The organism is Brucella pituitosa (assembly GCF_003049685.1).
Classification (GTDB): Bacteria; Pseudomonadota; Alphaproteobacteria; order Rhizobiales; family Rhizobiaceae; genus Brucella; species Brucella pituitosa.
The window spans coordinates 851759-869158 of record NZ_PYSY02000002.1 but is presented as its reverse complement, the minus strand read 5'-3'; the positions used below and the strand labels follow the sequence as shown (position 1 = coordinate 869158).

The following is a 17400-nucleotide window of genomic DNA, read 5'->3' as shown; positions in this document are numbered from 1 at the left end:
CTGATCAATCGATTTGGCTAGATTGTTTAACCAATCCAAAGCTGTTTGCTGAGAATGGTGCCCGACGGATGCAATCACATCATATTTGGTAATGCTTCTTTAGGCGATGTCTTCAGCCAGGAAACTGCCGATAACACTCCTCTGCGATCTGCCGAAGCTGGTCGCGGGATATCTCACCACTCACCGCATAGCCGAGTTCGCCGTCTATCCAATAGAAGGTTTCAACGCCATCACTTGATGCAAAGCGAAAGCTCGTGTCACGGTTTTGCGGGTTTCGCCCAACGATGACTGAAAGACGCTTTCCGGCCGTATCTTCATACATGAAGAATGCACCGGGTTTATTATCAACCGGAAGCAAACGCCCACCAACGAGCTGGAAGCCAAACGTGCTGAGATCGGGGATTTTAAGGTCAGCTATATTGAGCCGCTTTCCAAGCCATGTTGCCAGATGGGCCTCTTCCTCTGAGAAAACTTCAACTGGGTGACGCACTTCGCTGGCATAAATCAAATATGCGGCTTGGGCCTGTTGTGGCAGGGCGTCAATAGTTGCGGTTTGTCGGGGCTGGTCATAAATGCGGGAGCCTGCAAAACCACCAAAGCCGCCAATCACCAACGCAGCCAGAATGGACGCTGCGACAGCCCAGCGATACTTGTGTTCGCGTTGCCTGGTTGACGAGCGGATCAGCCCAACATCACCATTTTTTTCGAGCGCATAACCGCCAAATAACTGCCTGATGCCCTCATTCTGTTTGCGCCATTCCTCAGCCAGTGCTGCCTGTTCGGGATCGTTCTCAAGGATGGCCGCTATACGGGTTCTTTCTTCATCGGACAATTGACCGTCCACGAAGCTATGTAGTTCGACTTCACTTATCGGAGAATTGCGGTTTGTCATTTGTTTCTCCGAAGCGTAACCACGTTCGCGCCGTTCATATGTTCCCCAAGGCGTTGCCGGGCACGTGACAGGCGCGACATGACCGTGCCAACGGGGATTTTGAGTATTCCCGCAGTCTCGCCATAGCTGTATCCCTCGACAACAATCAACATCAAGACGGCACGATTATCTTCTGACAGGCTGTTGATTGCCACTTCAAGCTGCTGCAACTGGAATGGATCATCGTCCGCAGTGGCAGCGCTTATGTTCTCGGCTGCGTCCAGCGTTTCGTATTGGGTGCGCGCTTTGCTTTTGTAGCTGTTGCGATAAAGATTGGTCATGATCGTGAGTATCCACCCACGCAGATTGAGGCCACGCCATTGGTTGCGCCGGGATAGCGCTTTGGTCACGCAGTCTTGCAGCAAATCCTCGCCCTCGGCGTCCGATTTCGCAAGGCTGCGCGAATAGCGCCGCATGATCGGCAGGAGGGCCAGAAGCTGGCCCTCAAAACTGTCGGGAGCGGGACGGCTCAAATCAGCCTCATGGCTTTGCGGCGTGCCAGACTCCATTAACGCCGTCTCCAGTCACATCGCCAGCTTTCTTGTCCTTTATGAAGTAATAAAGCGGCATTCCGTCTTTCGCCCATTGTTCGCTGCCATCCTTGCGCTTTGCAAGCGTATATGCGCCAGAGGCCTTGGCACCTTTTGCGGCCATGAAGGGCGGCCAATTGGTTGCACAAGTATCATAGCAGTTGGACATGCCTTTGCTATCTTTGTCAAAAGTGTAGAGCGTCATATCTTTTGAACCAGCCAGAACCTGTCCTTTGGAGGTGTCCATTGCCTTGACTGCGGGTGCCGCCAGCACGGAAGATGCCGCTACCGTTGCAATTGCCAAAACAGACATAAAAGTTGCGGTTTTCATGGTTTGCCTCACACAAATTTCCAATCGCGACATGCGATATGACGTAAGACAATCGGAAAGCCGATTTTATTCCCGAGGCGTAAAAAATAATCAGATTGGCCGAACGGTTCTTTCATTAGCGCGCAGAAAATTAGAACAGTATTGATCATTGATTGATTGGGAGTTATATATGTAGCTACTCATATTATAGATAGCTACACAATGTCTCTGACCAAGCAAGAGCTCGAAGCCGCATTCACTATGGGTCTTTCCACTGCGGCCCGAAAAATGCGCAATCTTTTTGACTCCCGTGTTCGCGAGCGGGGGCTGACACTTGCGCGAGCCCGCGTGCTTCTGCTTCTTGCGGAGCAAAGAAACTGGAACCAGCGCGAACTGGCAGATGCGCTTGAAATAGAGCATCCATCTGTGGTTCGGCTTCTCGATGGTTTGGAAAAACAGGGGCTTATCTATCGTGCTGCTGTAGAAGGGGATCGGCGCGCCAAGCGCATTGAGCTCACGGACGAAGCACAGGCACAGGTCAAACAGCTTCAGGCCATCACGCAAGCCATCCGTGCAGAATTATTGCAGAGGATCTCCCCGCAAGCCCTCGAAACAGCGCTCACTGTCTTTCAGGAAATCAGCCAGACCGTTGAAACGGCGCTCACTGATAAAGACAGGTGATGCACTATGTCTGAGAGAGGTGATGATAAACCGACAATGCCGAGCCAACAGCAGGTTCCTACGCCTGCGGTTCCGCATATGCCGGTTTATATGTCTGCAATTTATATCGCAGCGTCTGTTCTTATGTGGTCGACGCGCGGCCTCAGCATGTATTTCATCTCGGCCAATACGCAGCAGATTCAAGGTTCGCTGGGCGCAACCCTGACAGAAACCTCGTGGCTTATTGCGGCCTATATGGCGCCCTATGCAAGTCTCACCATTTTGCTGGTCAAGATACGCACGCAATTTGGGCTTCGTCGCTTTGCAGAAATTGCTATCGCAATCTTTCTCGTGTCATCGTTACTGCATTTGCTGGTCTATGATATCTGGTCGGCCATTCCGATCCGCTTCATTGCGGGTGCTGCCGCAGCGCCCGTTTCGACCATCGGCTTTCTCTATATGCTGGAAGCTTTTCCGCCTGCAAAGAAGATGACCTGGGGCCTAAGCCTCGCACTCACATGCTCAGCGGCTGCTGGGCCATTCGCGCGCGTGATTTCGCCGATGCTGTTTGATATCGGGCAATGGCAGCAGCTTTATATGGTCGAAATAGGCCTGTCGCTGGCGGCTTTTGCTGTCGTATATGTGTTGCCGATGACACAGGTTCCGCGTGCCAAAGTTCTGCATTGGCTGGATTTTGTGGCCTATGGATTGATCGCCATCGGCTTCGGCCTTCTGGCCGTCATTCTTGTTCAGGGCAAAAATTATTGGTGGTTCGAAGCGCCATGGATCGGCGTTTGCCTCGCCATCTCCATCGCCGCACTTGCCTGCGCTGCCGCGATTGAAATTAACCGCGAACAGCCGCTGATGAATCTTCACTGGCTATTTTCACCGGAAATTCTGCGCTTCACGCTGATCCTGTTTGTCTTTCGTATTGTGCTTGCTGAACAGACGACAGGTGCGGTGGGCCTGTTTCAAGCTTTTGGCTTACAGGATGGGCAAAGTCAGGGGCTTTATCTCATCATCCTCGCCGCGTCACTTGCGGGAGGCCTGTTCTGTGGCATGTGGATGAATATCGAACGTGTCACGACCATCTTCGGATTGGCACTGGTCTTCATCGCTGTGGGGGCGTTCATGGATAGTCACGCGACCAATCTGACACGTCCACACAACGCCTATCTCAGTCAGGCATTGATTGCTTTTGGTGGGGCTCTGTTTTTGCCTCCCGCCATGCTGGCTGGCATCACCAAAGCGATGAAGCAAGGGCCAACATTCATGACGAGCTTCATCGTCATCTTCCTGTTTACGCAGAATATTGGAGGACTGATCGGCTCGGCAGTGTTCAGCACATTCATTTCGATCCGCGAGAAATACCACTCCGCTCATCTGGTCGAACAGCTTGTGATGTCCAATCCGGTCGTCGCGCAGCGTGTTCAGGCGCTTTCAGGCAGCTATTCAAAGGTTCTCGCCGATCAGGGACTGACCAGGGCCGAAGGGCTGGTCCTGTTGGGACAGCAGGTCACACGCGAGGCAACGGTGCTTTCCTACAATGATGCATTTCTAGCGATTTCTGTCATTGCGATTGTCTCGCTCGGATGCCTGATCGCTTATCGGCTTTTTGAAAATATGCAAATCCGCCGCCACTCAGAAGTAACGGCAAGTTAGTTTAGGGTCTGTTGAGAATGTCAGTCGGGAAGCAATATACTCGCGGTGGCTTAGCGCTTATCATCGGTCTTGCTGGCGTGCTGATGGTTCTGTGGGCGTGGCAATTGCCACCATTCAAGCGCAGCGTTGAGACAACGGATAATGCCTATGTTCGTGGGCAAGTCACAGTCATCAGCCCACAAGTCGCGGGCTATGTCACCAAAGTCGATGCGAACGACTATGAAGTCGTGAAGCAGGGACAGCTTCTGTTTGAGATCGACAGCCGAAGCTACCAGCAAAAGCTCGATCAGGCAGAGGCATCGCTCGCGACGAAGAAAGCAGCCCTTGCCAATTCTGAACAAAGCCAACGTTCTGCAGAAGCGACAATCCAGTCGCGGCAGGCACAGATTTCAGGCGCTAACGCTGCTTTGGAAGTTGCGCAGGCCAATGCAAAGCGCGTTGAAGCCTTGCTGCCCCGTGGTGTAACGACACAAAGTTCGGCCGATACTGCGCATGGCACGCTGCTTCAGGCGCAGGCAACAGTTGCTGAAGCCGAGGCCACTCTTGCTGTCGCCAAACAAGACCTTCAATCCATAATTGTTAATCGTGAAAGCCTCAATGCGGATATTGCCAGTGCGGAAGCCACGGTAGAGCTGGCGAAGATTGATCTTCAGAACACCAGGATCATTGCGCCGCGCGATGGCAAGCTGGGCGAAGTTGGTGTTCGTCTTGGTCAGTATGTGACGGCCGGCACTCAGCTTGTCTCGCTCGTGCCCAACACCAAGTGGATCATTGCAAATTTCAAGGAAACCCAGCTTTACGGCATGAAGGTTGGCCAGCCTGTGACCTTTACGGTTGATGCGCTGCGTCATGCCGAATTAAGGGGGCACTTGGAGGCATTTGCGCCAGCAGCGGGTTCGGAATTCAGCGTTATCAAATCCGACAATGCAACCGGTAATTTCACCAAGATTACCCAGCGATTGTCAGTGCGTATAGCCATTGATGACGGCCAACCGGATGCCGATCTGCTGGCACCCGGCATGTCTGTCGTGGTTCGGGTTGATACAGCTGCGAATTGACAAATGGGTCTACTGACAGCAGCTCCAGTTAAGACTGAATCGTTGGAGCCGCTGCAACTACTTGTTTTTGTGCATTATCCTACGCAAAACCGCTTCGCACTTTTTGCTGGAAATGCTTTAACCGTGGCTGGCATCATTTGGCACCAGCGGCGTGACCTTTTTGACCTTGTCTCTGTGGAAGATGAACAGTCCGGCCAGCACGATGATGGCTGCTCCAAAGAGGGTTTGCTGATCGGGCAAGTCGTTGAAGAACATCCATCCGAAAATGATCGCCCATAGCAACAGCGTATATTGCAAGGGTGCCAGTACAGATGCCGGCGCAAGTTTGAGTGCGCGGGTAATCAGCAGATGTGCAAGGCAAGCAACGATTCCGAGCAGGAGCAAAGCCAGCAACTCGCCTGTGGTAAAGGGCGTCCAATGTCCAATGCTAAGGACCGCGCCAACGACGAGACAGCCCAAAGTCTGCCAGGTTACCAGCGTCGCGTCCGGTGTGGAACGCAACACGCGTCCAAGCACAAGCGTCATAGCGAAAGAAATGCTACCCAGAAGGCCGAACACTGACGGCCATGAGAGCATTGCCGAAGACGGGCGCAATGCAATGATGACACCGATGAAGCCAATGAAGACCGCCAGCCAGCGTCGCCAACCGATACGTTCACCGAGCAGGAAATGGGAGAGGGCTGCCACATAGATCGGTCCGGCCATGTAGAAGGTCATGACGTCTGCGAGCGGAAGGAATGTAACCGCTGCGTAGAACAGGCCAGTGTCAGCCGTTGCCAAAACGACTCTTGCCAGTTGCAGCGAAGGTTTCTCAACCTGAAACAATGCGCTGACTGGTTGTCGTGACAACATCGGGCCGAGCACAAAGAATGCGCCGAATGAGCGGATCAACAAAACCTGACCGACCGAGAAACTGGCTACAAGCCATTTGCCCATGGCGTCGTTCAAAGCGAACATGAAATCGCCGAGCAACATCAAAAGAATACCAGCCAGCACAGCGTTGCCGCCCACGGCTAAAGCCGCTTTTTTATTCATAATCTAGGGGTGCTCCGACCACTGGTTCAACGCGTTCTCGCGCGCAAATCCATCGCTGAAGTTTGCCGGATAATCTCGCTGCATGTTTGAATGAGAACTGCTTACTCCTCGCGTTATGCCTTTGCAAGATGGACTGTGCCTGACGCACCTCAGAACAAGCCTTCTCAAGTGGCTCGCCGTGAGCTATAGCGGCTTCGCTTCACTGTGAGGTCATCATGAATTCTGGAAACGCTGAGTCGAAGCCGATCTTCGGGATTGCACTCGCCTCCGCAGGTTATGCCTGCTTCGCTCTGCAAGATGCCATCGTCAAATGGCTCGTTGCCGATTATGCGGTTCCGCAAATTCTTTTCATGCGAAGCCTCGTCATTGTGATCATCACCGGTAGCCTTGCCTGGCGCCTCGGCCACCCGTCCGTCTTTAAAAGCAAATATCGCAATACGCTTGTTCTGCGGGCTGGTTTGATGCTGCTTGCCTGGCTGCTCTTTTATAATGCGGCTCGCCATCTCGGCCTTGCGGAACTGACGACGCTCTACTTCTCAGCGCCGATTATGGTGATGTTCCTGTCGATCTTCATTCTCAAAGAGAAGATCGGAGCTGGACGTTGGGTGGCATGTTTCGGCGGGTTCGTGGGTGTACTCATCGCCGCCAACCCAACCCATTCGCCAAACCTGATCCCCGCCATCATGTGCGTGATTGCCGGTTTCTGTTGGGCTTTGAGCACCATCCTGATCCGCCTTGTCAGCAGAACTGAAACAACCCTGACCCAGATGTGGGCAACGAGCCTGTTGTTTGGTATCGCTTGCGCGGTTTCCTTCCCATGGGTGTGGAAGACACCCGACGTGTCAGCGTGGATCCTGATGATTGGCCTTGGTCTTGTCGCAACGGTCGGGCAGTATCTTCTTTATGAAGGTTTCCGCTATGCACCAGCCTCGGCGCTCGCACCAACTGAATTTACCGGGCTTATCTGGGCATTCCTCTATGGTTATGCGATTTGGGCAGAAGTTCCGGCCTCAAACGTCGCATTCGGTGCGGTGTTGATTGTTTGCTCCAGCCTTGTGCTTGTCGCGTGGGAAAAGAGGGCCGGGCGGGTACGTGCCGTCCAGCCCGGCTGAGGTGCAAACCTCCTCTTCGCATGGGCTTGCGGTTGAGAGAGTTTGATCTATTGACGGATAGATCTGGGGGCGACGGCGGATGCCAGTCCATAATTTGCACGAAGGAAGGGCCGGATTGCCCCGGCCCTCAGCGTCTGTTCCAAAAGTCGCCATGCCGGTCTGCAAATGGCAATTTGCCTCCGTTCCGGTGCTCACGTACCTTTAAGTACGCTGCGCTCCGGTACTCGAAAATTACCATTTTCGCCTCGGCCTGCCGCTTTTTGATTCAGACGCTCATTAGAAACATAAGGAATGACGCCGGGGTTATTCCCCCGGCGCCAGATGCGGGGCTTCGATCTTGGCGCCTGCATGTTTCAACGGGCGTTCGCCGGAGAGCTTGCGGATCAGCACATAGAACACCGGCGTCATGAAGATGCCGAAGGCCGTCACGCCGATCATGCCTGCAAAGACCGCGATGCCCATGGCTGAGCGCATTTCCGCACCCGCACCTGTCGATGTCACCAGAGGCACCACGCCCATGATGAAGGCCATCGAGGTCATCAGGATCGGGCGCAGACGCAACCGGCTTGCCTCGACCGCCGCCTGCACGACGCTTCGTCCGGACAGCTCCAGCTCGCGGGCGAATTCCACGATCAGGATCGCGTTCTTCGCCGATAGCCCCACAAGGACTATCAAGCCGATCTGGGTGAAGACGTTGTTGTCACCTCCTGTCAGCCAGACACCGGTGAGCGCGGCCATGATCCCCATCGGCACGATCATGATAATCGATAACGGCAGGGCAAGGCTTTCATATTGCGCAGCCAGCACCAGATAGACGAGCAGCAGCGCCAGCGGGAAGACGAGGAAACCTGAATTACCGGCAAGAATCTGCTGGTAGGTCAGATCGGTCCACTCGTAGGCGATGCCCGGAGGCAGGGTTTCTTCCGCGATCCGTTCGATGGCAGCCTGTGCCTGGCCGGACGAGAAGCCGGGAGCCGGGTTGCCGTTGATATCGGCGGAAAGGAAGCCGTTATAACGGATGGCGCGTTCCGCACCTACAGTTTGCTCGACTTTCAGAAGAGCCGACAGCGGGATCATCTCGCCCGACTGCGAACGAACCTTCAGCTTGCCGATGTCCTCGGCGTGGCTGCGATAATTCGCATCGGCCTGAATGCGCACGCTGTAGGTGCGTCCAAAGGCATTGAAGTCGTTGACATAGAGCGAACCCAGATAAATCTGCAGGGTTTCGAACACGTCAGTCACCGCCACGCCCAGCTGCCGTGCCTTCGTGCGGTCGAGATCGGCATAAAGCTGGGGCACGTTGATCTGGTAGCTCGAATAGAGACCGGCCAGCTCGGGTGTCTGATAGGCCTTGGCGAGAAACGCCTTGGTCGCATCGTCCAGCGCCTTGAAGCCAAGCCCGTTGCGATCCTCAAGCTGGAGCTTGAAACCGCCTGTTGTGCCGAGACCCTGAACGGGCGGCGGCGGGAACATGGCGATGAAAGCATCCTGAATGGCGCCGAACTGCTGGTTCAGTTCTCCCGTGATTGCATTGGCCGAAAGTTCCGGGGTTTTACGTTCTTCGAACGGCTTCAGCGTCACGAAAACGATGCCGGAGTTCGACGAGTTGGTGAAACCATTGATCGACAGGCCGGGGAAGGCGATGGCATTGGCCACGCCCGGATGCTTGAGGGCAATGTCGCTCATGCGGCGGATCACATCTTCCGAACGGTCGAGCGTTGCCGCATCCGGCAATTGCGCGAAGCCGATCAGATATTGCTTGTCCTGCGCCGGAACGAAGCCGCCGGGCACTGCGCGGAACAGCACGAAGGTGACGCCGAGCAGCACGACATAGAGGCCCATCACCAGCGACTTGCGCGAGAGAATGCTGCCAACGCCGCGTCCATAGGCGTTTGAACTTGCACCAAAGAAACGGTTGAAGCCACGGAAGAACCAGCCGAACAGCCTGTCCATGATGCGGGTCAGCCGATCCTTCGGCGCATCGTGGCCGCGTAGCAGCAGAGCTGCAAGAGCAGGTGAAAGCGTCAGCGAGTTGAAGGCGGAAATCACCGTCGAGATCGCGATGGTGAGAGCGAACTGGCGGTAGAACTGACCGGTCAGGCCGGTGATGAAGGCAAGCGGCACGAAGACCGCAACCAGCACCAGTGCGATGGCGATGATCGGCCCGGACACTTCCTGCATGGCGCGATAGGTTGCCTCGACCGGCGACAGGCCCTGTTCGATGTTACGCTCGACATTTTCCACCACTACGATGGCGTCATCGACCACGATGCCGATGGCAAGCACGAGGCCGAAGAGGCTGAGTGCATTGATGGAGAAGCCGAATACATACATGACGGCAAACGTGCCGACGATGGAGACGGGAACGGCAACCAGTGGAATGATGGAGGCGCGCCATGTCTGCAGGAACATGATGACGACGATCACCACGAGAACAATGGCTTCGAGCAGGGTGTGAATGACAGACTCGATAGAGGCTTTCACAAACGCCGTCGTGTCATAGACGATGTCGAAATCCACACCTTCCGGCATGGTTTTCTTCAGGTCAGCCATGGCGGCATGGACGTTTTCGGAAATTTCAAGCGCATTGGAGCCGGGTGCCTGAAATACACCCATGCCGACAGCCGACTTGTTGTCGAGCAGCGAGCGCAGGGAATAATCGGCGGCGCCCATTTCGACACGGGCAACGTCGCCCAGCCGGGTGATTTCACCTTCGCTGCCCGATTTCACGACGATGTTGGCAAATTCTTCCGGTGACTGGAGACGGCCTTGCGCATTGACGGATAGCTGAAGGTCGAGGCCCGAAACGGACGGTGATGCGCCGATGACACCGGCCGCAGCCTGAACGTTCTGCTGGCGGATGGCAGTGGCGATGTCACTTGCAGAAAGTCCGCGTTCGGCTGCTTTCTGCGGGTCAATCCAGACGCGCATCGAATAATCGCCGCCGCCGAATATCTGCACCTGACCGACACCCGGAATACGGGCGATACGGTCCTTGACTTTCAGAACGGCGTAGTTGCGCAGATAGTTCACGTCATATCGCCCATCGGGCGAGATAAGGTGAACGACCAGCGTCAGGTCGGGCGAGCTTTTGGCGGTTGTGACGCCAAGGGTACGCACTTCTTCCGGCAGGCGCGGTTCGGCCTGCGAAATACGGTTCTGCACCAGCTGCTGGGCCTGATCGGGATCGGTGCCGAGCGCAAATGTGACGGTCAGCGTCATGACGCCGTCGGCGGTCGCCTGGCTCTGCATATAAAGCATGCCTTCGACGCCGTTGATCTGTTCTTCAAGCGGCGTGGCGACGGTTTCGGAAATAACGGCTGGGTTGGCGCCCGGATATTGTGCGCGAACCACAATCTGTGGCGGCACGACTTCCGGATATTCCGAGATCGGCAAACCTGTCATGCCGATCAGACCGGCAACGAAGATCAGGACCGACAGAACGCCAGCGAAGACCGGGCGGTCGACGAAAAAGCGTGAAAAGTTCATCTGTTTATCCCCCTTAGAGCGCCGTGCGTCCGTCCGGACGCACAAAGGACGCTCTAACTGTTGGGCCTAGGCATCGTGCTTTCCAAAAATCGGTTCCGATTTTTGGGCCGATGCCGTAAGCGGGAAGGCAAAGACTCTCCCGGCCCGCGGGAACAAGTGTTCTCGCGGGTTGCTTAGGCTGAGCGTTTGCGTTTATGCGCGCTTCAGGCGCGCACTGCTGCGATCAATTTTTTGCAAGCGTTTCGGTGACGGGTTGCGGTGCGACGACCACGCCCGGACGAATGCGCTGCAGGCCGTTTACGACGATATTCTCGCCGGGCTTCAACCCGCTTTCGACAATACGCAAGCCGTCATAGTTGCGACCGAGAACCACCTGCCGGTATTCAACCTTGTTATCCGTGCCGACCACGAAAACAAACTTCTTATCCTGATCGGAAGAAATCGCCCGGTCGCTCACCACCAGTTTTTCATCCGGTTCCGGCTCGCCGAAACGAATGCGGACAAACTGGCCCGGAATGAGCCTTCCGTCCGGATTGTCGATTGCCGCACGAACCCGAATTGTGCCGGTTGTGGCATCGACTTCATTGTTGATGAGCTGGATATGGCCGGAAATCGGGGTGCCTTCATCGGAAGCAGTGCCGATCTGGACAGGAATGCGCTCGATGGCGCTTCCGCCCGGCGAGGCTGCAAGCTTGGCAAGCGCCTTGGTGACGACTTCCTCATTGGCGCTGAAGCTTGCATAGATCGGATCGACCGAAACAAGTGTGGTCAGAACCGGCGAGGCGGAACTTGCCGCAACGAGATTGCCCGCCGTGACTTCCAGCCGCCCGACGCGACCGGAAATCGGTGCGCGCACTTCGGTATATTGAAGATCGAGCTCGGCTGAACGCAGGGCAGCCTTGGCGGAACGTAAGGTTGCCTGCGTCTCGTCATAGGCGCTGGAGCGCTGGTCGAGGCCGCTTTGGGCGATCGTACGGGTGGTCACGAGCTGGCGCCCACGTTCCAGTTCGGTCTTGGCCAGCGCGACGCGGGCCTCTTCGGCTGAAACCTGCGCTTTTGCCTTTTCGACCGCTGCCGCGTAGGGCTCTGGATCGATGGTGACGAGCAGATCGCCCTGTTTCACCAGAGCGCCTTCGCGGAAATGGGCTTTCAGGATGGCGCCGCCGACGCGTGGGCGAATTTCCACCCGGTCAATGGCTTCCAGACGACCGGAAAATTCTTCCCAGCTCACGATGCGTCGCGATTCTGCCTTGGCGACCGATACCGGCACGGCAGGCGGTGGAGCGGAAATATCGGTTGCAGCATCGGCCTTGAGGTGAGGCGCGCCGAAGAGAATGGCGCCGCCGCCAGCTGCAGACAATAGGATGCTCAGGCCGGCGCCCCATAGGGCCCGGCGGGCTGTGATCGATGTCATTGTGTATCTCCTGGAGCATAATCCGACCGGAGGGGAACGAGGATCGGTCAGATTATGCTTTCAATAAAGGAGGTTAGAGCTTCGCTCTAACCGATGGGGGCCGGCTTCAATGTGAGCACCAGATCAAAGCTTGGGAGGACTTTAAAACTGGTTATTTCAAGCATGTCTTTATCCCAAAACCGGTTCCCACTTTTGGGAGACATGCTTTATGCTGCGATTGACTTTGCTCCTGCCTGCCGGAAGAAATCGGAAAACAGGTCGATAAGTTTATGTTCCTGTGGCGACCAGTCGGTGCCCGCCACCTTGTTTTCGGCTATCCAGCCGGCTTTTCCGGGCAGGACATGCGATTGTACCTTCACGCCCGCCTGACGGAGACGCTCGGCATAGGCCTGCGTTTCATCGCGCATCGGGCACTGGGCACTGGACACAAGCAGAGTTGGCACCAGCCCCGCCAGACGCGTACAAAGTGCGGGAGCAGCATAAGGGTGCGTAAACCCTGCACACTCTCCAAGATAATTCTGCCAGCCATCCGCCATCGACTGAACCGCACTTTCCGGACAATATTTGCGGAAAGACGCTGTAGCGAGGCAGGGGTCGAGCATAGGCGAAAGCAATATCTGACCCTTGAGCTCTGCCAGATTTTGATCTCGCGCCATGAGCGCCAAACCGGCAGCAATGTTGCCACCCGCCTCTTCACCGGCGACGAACAGCATCGACTTCTTGTGCGCAAACTCCGGGCAACGTGCGCGCATCGAAGTCATAATTGAATAAGCCACCTCAAGCGCCGCCGGGAACGGATTGAGACAGGCCGATGAATATTCCGGCGACACGACTACCGCACCTGCCTCGGCAAGTGTTTCTGCAACGCGTTCGCAGGCACCAAGACAGCTATTCGAGAACGCTCCCCCATGCAGGTGTAAAACCACTGGCGGCGGTGAAAGCAACTTGGCACCGCGATAAATGCGCGCCGTGCAGTCGGTATCACCAGCCTGCATTGTTCCAACCGTAAATTTCTCGCACATCTTTCTTGCTTTCGTGACTAGTGGTCTGTTTCCGGCATTTATCGACAGTCGTAGCACTTAAGAGCAAATGTCGGAATCAAACCACTAGCGGCAAACTGCCATGTTGAGATAGTATCATTGTCTACTGTCTGGAATAGTCACCTTAAATTGGTTACACTATCCATAATCTCGAACAATGATGGCTATTGAAAATGGATCAACTCTCGGCCATGCGCGCGTTTCTCCGGGTCGTTGAAACCGGGAATTTTACGCGCGCCTCCGCGTCTCTCAATGTGCCTAAAGCCACGATCAGTAATCTCATTCAGGGATTGGAAGCCCATCTTCGTACAAAACTCCTCAATCGTACGACCCGCCGTGTTCTCGTAACACCGGACGGCGCACTTTACTATGAGCGCGCAGCACGATTACTGGCCGATCTCGCGGAACTTGACGGCAGCCTGTCGAGTGCTCAGACCTTGCCCAAGGGGCGTCTGCGCGTTGAAATGGCGAGCGCGGTCGCCAATCTGATCATCATTCCGGCGCTGATCGAGTTTCACCAGCGTTATCCGGATATCCAGATCGATCTCGGCGTATCGGACCGGCCTGTCGATTATGTGGCGGAGAACGTCGATTGCGCCATCCGCATTGGCGAGCTGGCCGATCAGTCGCTGATTGCGCGGCGCATCGGCGACATGCATTTCATCGCCTGTGCTTCCGCCGAATATCTCGACCGTTGTTCCACGCCGCTCCATCCATCCGATCTGAGCAGGAACTGCACGGTGGTCGGCTATTTCCGCCCCACAACTGGCCAGCAGATGCCGTTCCGTTTCAAAAAAGGAACGGAGGAAATCGAAGTCAATGGGCGCTACGTCGTGGCAGCGAACGAATCGACCACCTATCTCGCCGCCGCGCGCGCTGGATTGGGCGTGGTGCAGGCACCTTTGTTCATGGTGAGGGACGACATCGAAAACGGCACGTTGCGCCCTGTCCTGCAGGAATGGCAGATCGAGCCGATGCCGATTTATCTGGTTTATCCACCCAACCGGCATCTCAGCAACCGCCTTCGCGTCTTTGCCGACTGGGTGGTCAAGACAGTTGCCAAGTCGCAGCTTACCGATCCGCAATAGGCTTTTCTGTCTAACTGCTTGTAATATAATTGCTAATTAGCTTGGCCTTGACAGCATGGATGGAGTTCAAAACCGGTTGACGGAAATGGATTAATTGTTCAGTTTTTATTGACTTGTTATATTAGTAAGGCGGAATAAACAGATCCCGACACGGAGACTCTATGGCGACTGAAGGACTTGGACAGACACTTGGGCCCGCAGTGGTTCTGCTCGCCGCCGGTGTTGTGGCGGTGCCGCTGTTTCGGAAACTGGGTCTCGGTTCGGTGCTGGGATATTTCGCTGCCGGTGCTCTGGTGGGGCCTTCGGTTTTCGGGTTCTTCACAGATCCCGCTACGATCCTGCATTTTTCCGAGCTTGGCGTGGTGATGTTCCTGTTCGTTATCGGACTTGAAATGCGCCCCGGCAAGCTCTGGACGATGCGGCAGCAGATATTCGGTCTCGGTCTTGCACAGGTTCTCGGCTGTATCGTCCTTCTGACGGGGACGGGGGTTCTTCTGGGCCTATCTCCGATAACGGCCTTGATCGCGGGGGCCGGTTTCGTGCTGTCGTCCACAGCCGTCATCATGTCGATACTGCAGGAGCGAGGGGAAATCGCCACGTCCGATGGCCAGAAGGCCGTATCCATCCTCCTGCTTGAAGACCTGATGATCGTGCCGCTGCTGGCGCTCGTTGCTTTTCTTTCACCTTCCCAGCATGAATCCGGTGGAATCCTGGGCATTGCAACGGCCATTGGCGCTATTTTGCTGCTGATTGCTGTCGGGCGCTGGCTGCTTGATCCCTTCTTCTCCTTGCTGGCGCGTGCGAGAGCGCGCGAAGTCCTGACGGCTGGCGCCCTGATTGTCGTGCTCGGGGCGGCTCTGCTGATGGAAGCAAGTGGCCTTTCCATGGCGATGGGCGCTTTCCTGGCCGGGGTCATGCTGTCCGGTTCAAGTTACAGGCACCAGATCGAAAGCGACATCGAGCCATTCAAGGGACTCCTGATGGGGCTGTTCTTTCTGGCTGTCGGCATGTCGCTCGATCTTGGCGTGGTTGCTTCGGACTGGTCCACAGTCCTCATCTTCCTCATTGCCTATGTGATTACCAAGGCAATCGGCATCTATGCCGTCGCCCGAATTTTCGGCTCCAACCATCGTTCGGCGCTCGAACGGACACTGCTTTTTGCGCAGGGCGGCGAATTCGCCTTCGTGCTCTACACGTCGGCATTCGGTAACGGGCTGCTTTCAGCACGCGACAACGCGTTGTTTTCAACCGTCATCATTTTGTCGATGGCCGTTACACCGTTTGTGCTGCTTCTGGGTTCCCGGCTTCTGCGCGAGGAAGCGCCGTCTCTCGAAGGCGTTGAATCCGCGCACAATCTCAAAGGCCGGGTATTGATGATCGGCTTCGGGCGCTTCGGACAAATTGCGGCGCAATTGCTCCTTGCCCAGAGATCGGATGTTTCGATTATAGAGGCTGATCCCAACCGTATTCGCGAAGCTGGGCGGTTCGGATTCAAGATATTTTATGGCGATGGATCGCGTCTCGATATCCTGCATCATTCGGGCGCCGACGAGGCTGAAGTCGTCATGATATGCGTGGATGACCGGAAGACGGCCAACCGGATCGTGGATCTGGTCAAATCTCATTTTCCGGCGGCCAAGATCATGGTGCGTTCCTTTGATCGCACGCATTCCATTGAGTTGTTGAAAGCGGGCGTGGATTTCGAGTTACGCGAAACGTTTGAATCCGCACTTCTTTTCGGAAAGGAAGCGCTTTGCGAGCTTGGCTTGGATGAAAGCCTGGCAGAGGACACGCTACGCGATATTCGCATGCGCGATGCCGAACGACTGACAGCTCAGGTGCAGGGCGATCTCTATTCTGGCCTTGAACAGCTGCACACAGGCGTTCCGGTTCCTGAGCCTCTGACGCCGCCCGGCAAGATTACGAAACTTGCGGGGGAAGAGGGATAAAATTGGGAAATAAGCCCGGTCACCGAGGCAACCAAACGTAACCGGCGGCTTCTGGCTTTGATGCGTAACTCACGGCTTGTAAGCGTCGAGGCTGGGACTTCAGTGGAGAAGTTTAACGAAGAGGCCTTTTCATTATCAACGGCCCGTTTGATTGAGGGGCTGTAAACCTCATGACAACGCGTATGGTTCTCGATTTAACAGAGGTCTTGTTTGCACATTCCATCAATGCCTGTTGGGCGCTGATAGCAAATACTTCACCGGCCTTGCGTACAGGCTGATAGTCTACTGTTACAACACGCGATAACTCACCGTCTGAGTTGTAAGTGACTTCGAATGTGGCTGAAGCCCTTTGGTAATCAACGCCTTCGGGGAGTATCCAGCACTTGGTTGCCATTTCGGTCACTATTTCCGCATCCGTGGCAGCAAGCGCGACGGCCGGATTCAATGCGAGTGCAGCAATTCCAAGTAATATCAGGTTTCTCATACGCCTCCCTTATAGGCCAGTGATGAATACTAACCTAATATGGACAAGGTAGGTATGGACAGGACCGATTGCCAGCGTAACACACTGGATCCGGTTCGCATCTCAGCAGACGACCCAAATTTCGGTATCGGCAAACGAAACCGTGCAAAGCCCTTCCGCGCAACAGATGCCAGAGGGTGTTTTCTTGGAAGGCCGCACCAAAACTATTCGTGTCAACATGACACACACTGACCGCACGGGGCAAAATTCGGTCTCTAGCCGCGCTGAACCAGCAGGAACAGAGCGATGATCAAAATCACGAAGAGCCCCGCTGCAAGTGCTGCTATTCCCAAAAGGGTGAGCCATGTCCGCACGTTTCCGAGGCTTGGCAGCTGACCATCCGCTCCTCTTGTATTGAGAAACGCCAGTGCGGCAAGGACAACCGGTGTTCCTCCTCCAACGATCATTGCCATTGATCCTTCCTGAGAACTGGCGCGCCAGATAACTCCAAACAGATAAATACCAAGAACCGTTCCAACGATTAGGCAGCCGAGAATGATAATAATGCGCATGATATGCCTTTCGACCGCGCAGACGTTAGAGGCAATGATGTTCCGATATGGGGATGTCGAGTCAAGGCCGATGATGACGATACCCCA

15 protein-coding genes are annotated in these 17400 nt (G+C 55.3%); 6 read left to right on the top strand and 9 right to left on the bottom strand.

All coding sequences use genetic code 11. The annotated features are described in order from the left end of the window. Positions 1-112: 112 nt before the first annotated feature. Genes C9380_RS16475 through C9380_RS16465 form a run of 3 tightly spaced genes read right to left on the bottom strand, consistent with a single transcriptional unit; the run spans position 113 to position 1792 of the window. Complete coding sequence (locus C9380_RS16475; protein WP_111786349.1) at positions 113-892, bottom strand: anti-sigma factor family protein; 780 nt, start codon at positions 890-892, stop codon at positions 113-115. Beyond that, positions 889-1440, bottom strand: coding sequence for an RNA polymerase sigma factor (locus C9380_RS16470; RefSeq protein ID WP_100557237.1), 552 nt, complete (start codon positions 1438-1440; stop codon positions 889-891). The genes C9380_RS16475 and C9380_RS16470 overlap by 4 nt, the downstream gene beginning before the upstream one ends. Next, positions 1412-1792: a COG4315 family predicted lipoprotein gene (locus C9380_RS16465; protein WP_024900208.1), complete on the bottom strand. Its 381-nt coding sequence runs from the start codon at positions 1790-1792 to the stop codon at positions 1412-1414. Before C9380_RS16465 ends, C9380_RS16470 begins: the two co-directional genes overlap by 29 nt. 201 nt (positions 1793-1993) lie before the next feature. Between C9380_RS16465 and C9380_RS16460 the strand changes: the two genes are divergently transcribed. Genes C9380_RS16460 through C9380_RS16450 form a run of 3 tightly spaced genes read left to right on the top strand, consistent with a single transcriptional unit; the run spans position 1994 to position 5151 of the window. Next, complete coding sequence (locus C9380_RS16460) at positions 1994-2452, top strand: MarR family winged helix-turn-helix transcriptional regulator (RefSeq protein WP_036568653.1); 459 nt, start codon at positions 1994-1996, stop codon at positions 2450-2452. Between the two features lie 6 nt (positions 2453-2458). After that, positions 2459-4093 (top strand): MFS transporter, encoded by a 1635-nt coding sequence (locus C9380_RS16455; RefSeq protein ID WP_105707578.1) that lies wholly within the window; start codon positions 2459-2461, stop codon positions 4091-4093. 17 nt (positions 4094-4110) lie between these two features. Beyond that, positions 4111-5151, top strand: coding sequence for an HlyD family secretion protein (locus tag C9380_RS16450; protein WP_128094057.1), 1041 nt, complete (start codon positions 4111-4113; stop codon positions 5149-5151). A gap of 117 nt (positions 5152-5268) precedes the next feature. On the opposite strand, the gene C9380_RS16445 is transcribed toward C9380_RS16450, so the two are convergent. Next, a complete protein-coding gene (locus C9380_RS16445; protein WP_024900212.1) occupies positions 5269-6186 on the bottom strand; it encodes a DMT family transporter in 918 nt (305 codons plus the stop codon). A 215-nt stretch (positions 6187-6401) separates the two neighbouring features. On the opposite strand from C9380_RS16445, the gene C9380_RS16440 reads away from it, so the two are divergent. After that, complete coding sequence (locus C9380_RS16440) at positions 6402-7298, top strand: DMT family transporter (protein ID WP_128094056.1); 897 nt, start codon at positions 6402-6404, stop codon at positions 7296-7298. Between the two features lie 303 nt (positions 7299-7601). Here the strand turns inward: C9380_RS16440 and C9380_RS16430 are convergent, their stop codons facing one another. The 3 genes from C9380_RS16430 to C9380_RS16420 form a co-directional block, all read right to left on the bottom strand. After that, positions 7602-10787 carry an efflux RND transporter permease subunit gene (locus C9380_RS16430; protein WP_128094055.1) on the bottom strand — a complete coding sequence of 1062 codons (3186 nt, stop codon included), beginning with the start codon at positions 10785-10787 and terminating at the stop codon, positions 7602-7604. Positions 10788-11010: 223 nt separating this feature from the next. After that, positions 11011-12201, bottom strand: coding sequence for an efflux RND transporter periplasmic adaptor subunit (locus C9380_RS16425; protein ID WP_128094054.1), 1191 nt, complete (start codon positions 12199-12201; stop codon positions 11011-11013). Positions 12202-12407: 206 nt separating this feature from the next. Further along, positions 12408-13223, bottom strand: a complete 816-nt coding sequence (locus C9380_RS16420) for an alpha/beta hydrolase (RefSeq protein ID WP_164844676.1) — start codon at positions 13221-13223, stop codon at positions 12408-12410. 191 nt (positions 13224-13414) lie between these two features. Between C9380_RS16420 and C9380_RS16415 the strand changes: the two genes are divergently transcribed. Beyond that, positions 13415-14329 carry a LysR family transcriptional regulator gene (locus C9380_RS16415; protein ID WP_024900217.1) on the top strand — a complete coding sequence of 305 codons (915 nt, stop codon included), beginning with the start codon at positions 13415-13417 and terminating at the stop codon, positions 14327-14329. 161 nt (positions 14330-14490) lie between these two features. After that, positions 14491-16278 (top strand): monovalent cation:proton antiporter-2 (CPA2) family protein, encoded by a 1788-nt coding sequence (locus C9380_RS16410; RefSeq protein WP_128094053.1) that lies wholly within the window; start codon positions 14491-14493, stop codon positions 16276-16278. A gap of 112 nt (positions 16279-16390) precedes the next feature. Here the strand turns inward: C9380_RS16410 and C9380_RS16405 are convergent, their stop codons facing one another. Together C9380_RS16405 and C9380_RS16400 are read right to left on the bottom strand one after the other, a co-directional pair. Then, a complete protein-coding gene (locus C9380_RS16405) occupies positions 16391-16762 on the bottom strand; it encodes a hypothetical protein (RefSeq protein ID WP_024900219.1) in 372 nt (123 codons plus the stop codon). A 254-nt stretch (positions 16763-17016) separates the two neighbouring features. Continuing rightward, positions 17017-17313: a hypothetical protein gene (locus C9380_RS16400; RefSeq protein ID WP_111786354.1), complete on the bottom strand. Its 297-nt coding sequence runs from the start codon at positions 17311-17313 to the stop codon at positions 17017-17019. Positions 17314-17400: the final 87 nt, after the last annotated feature.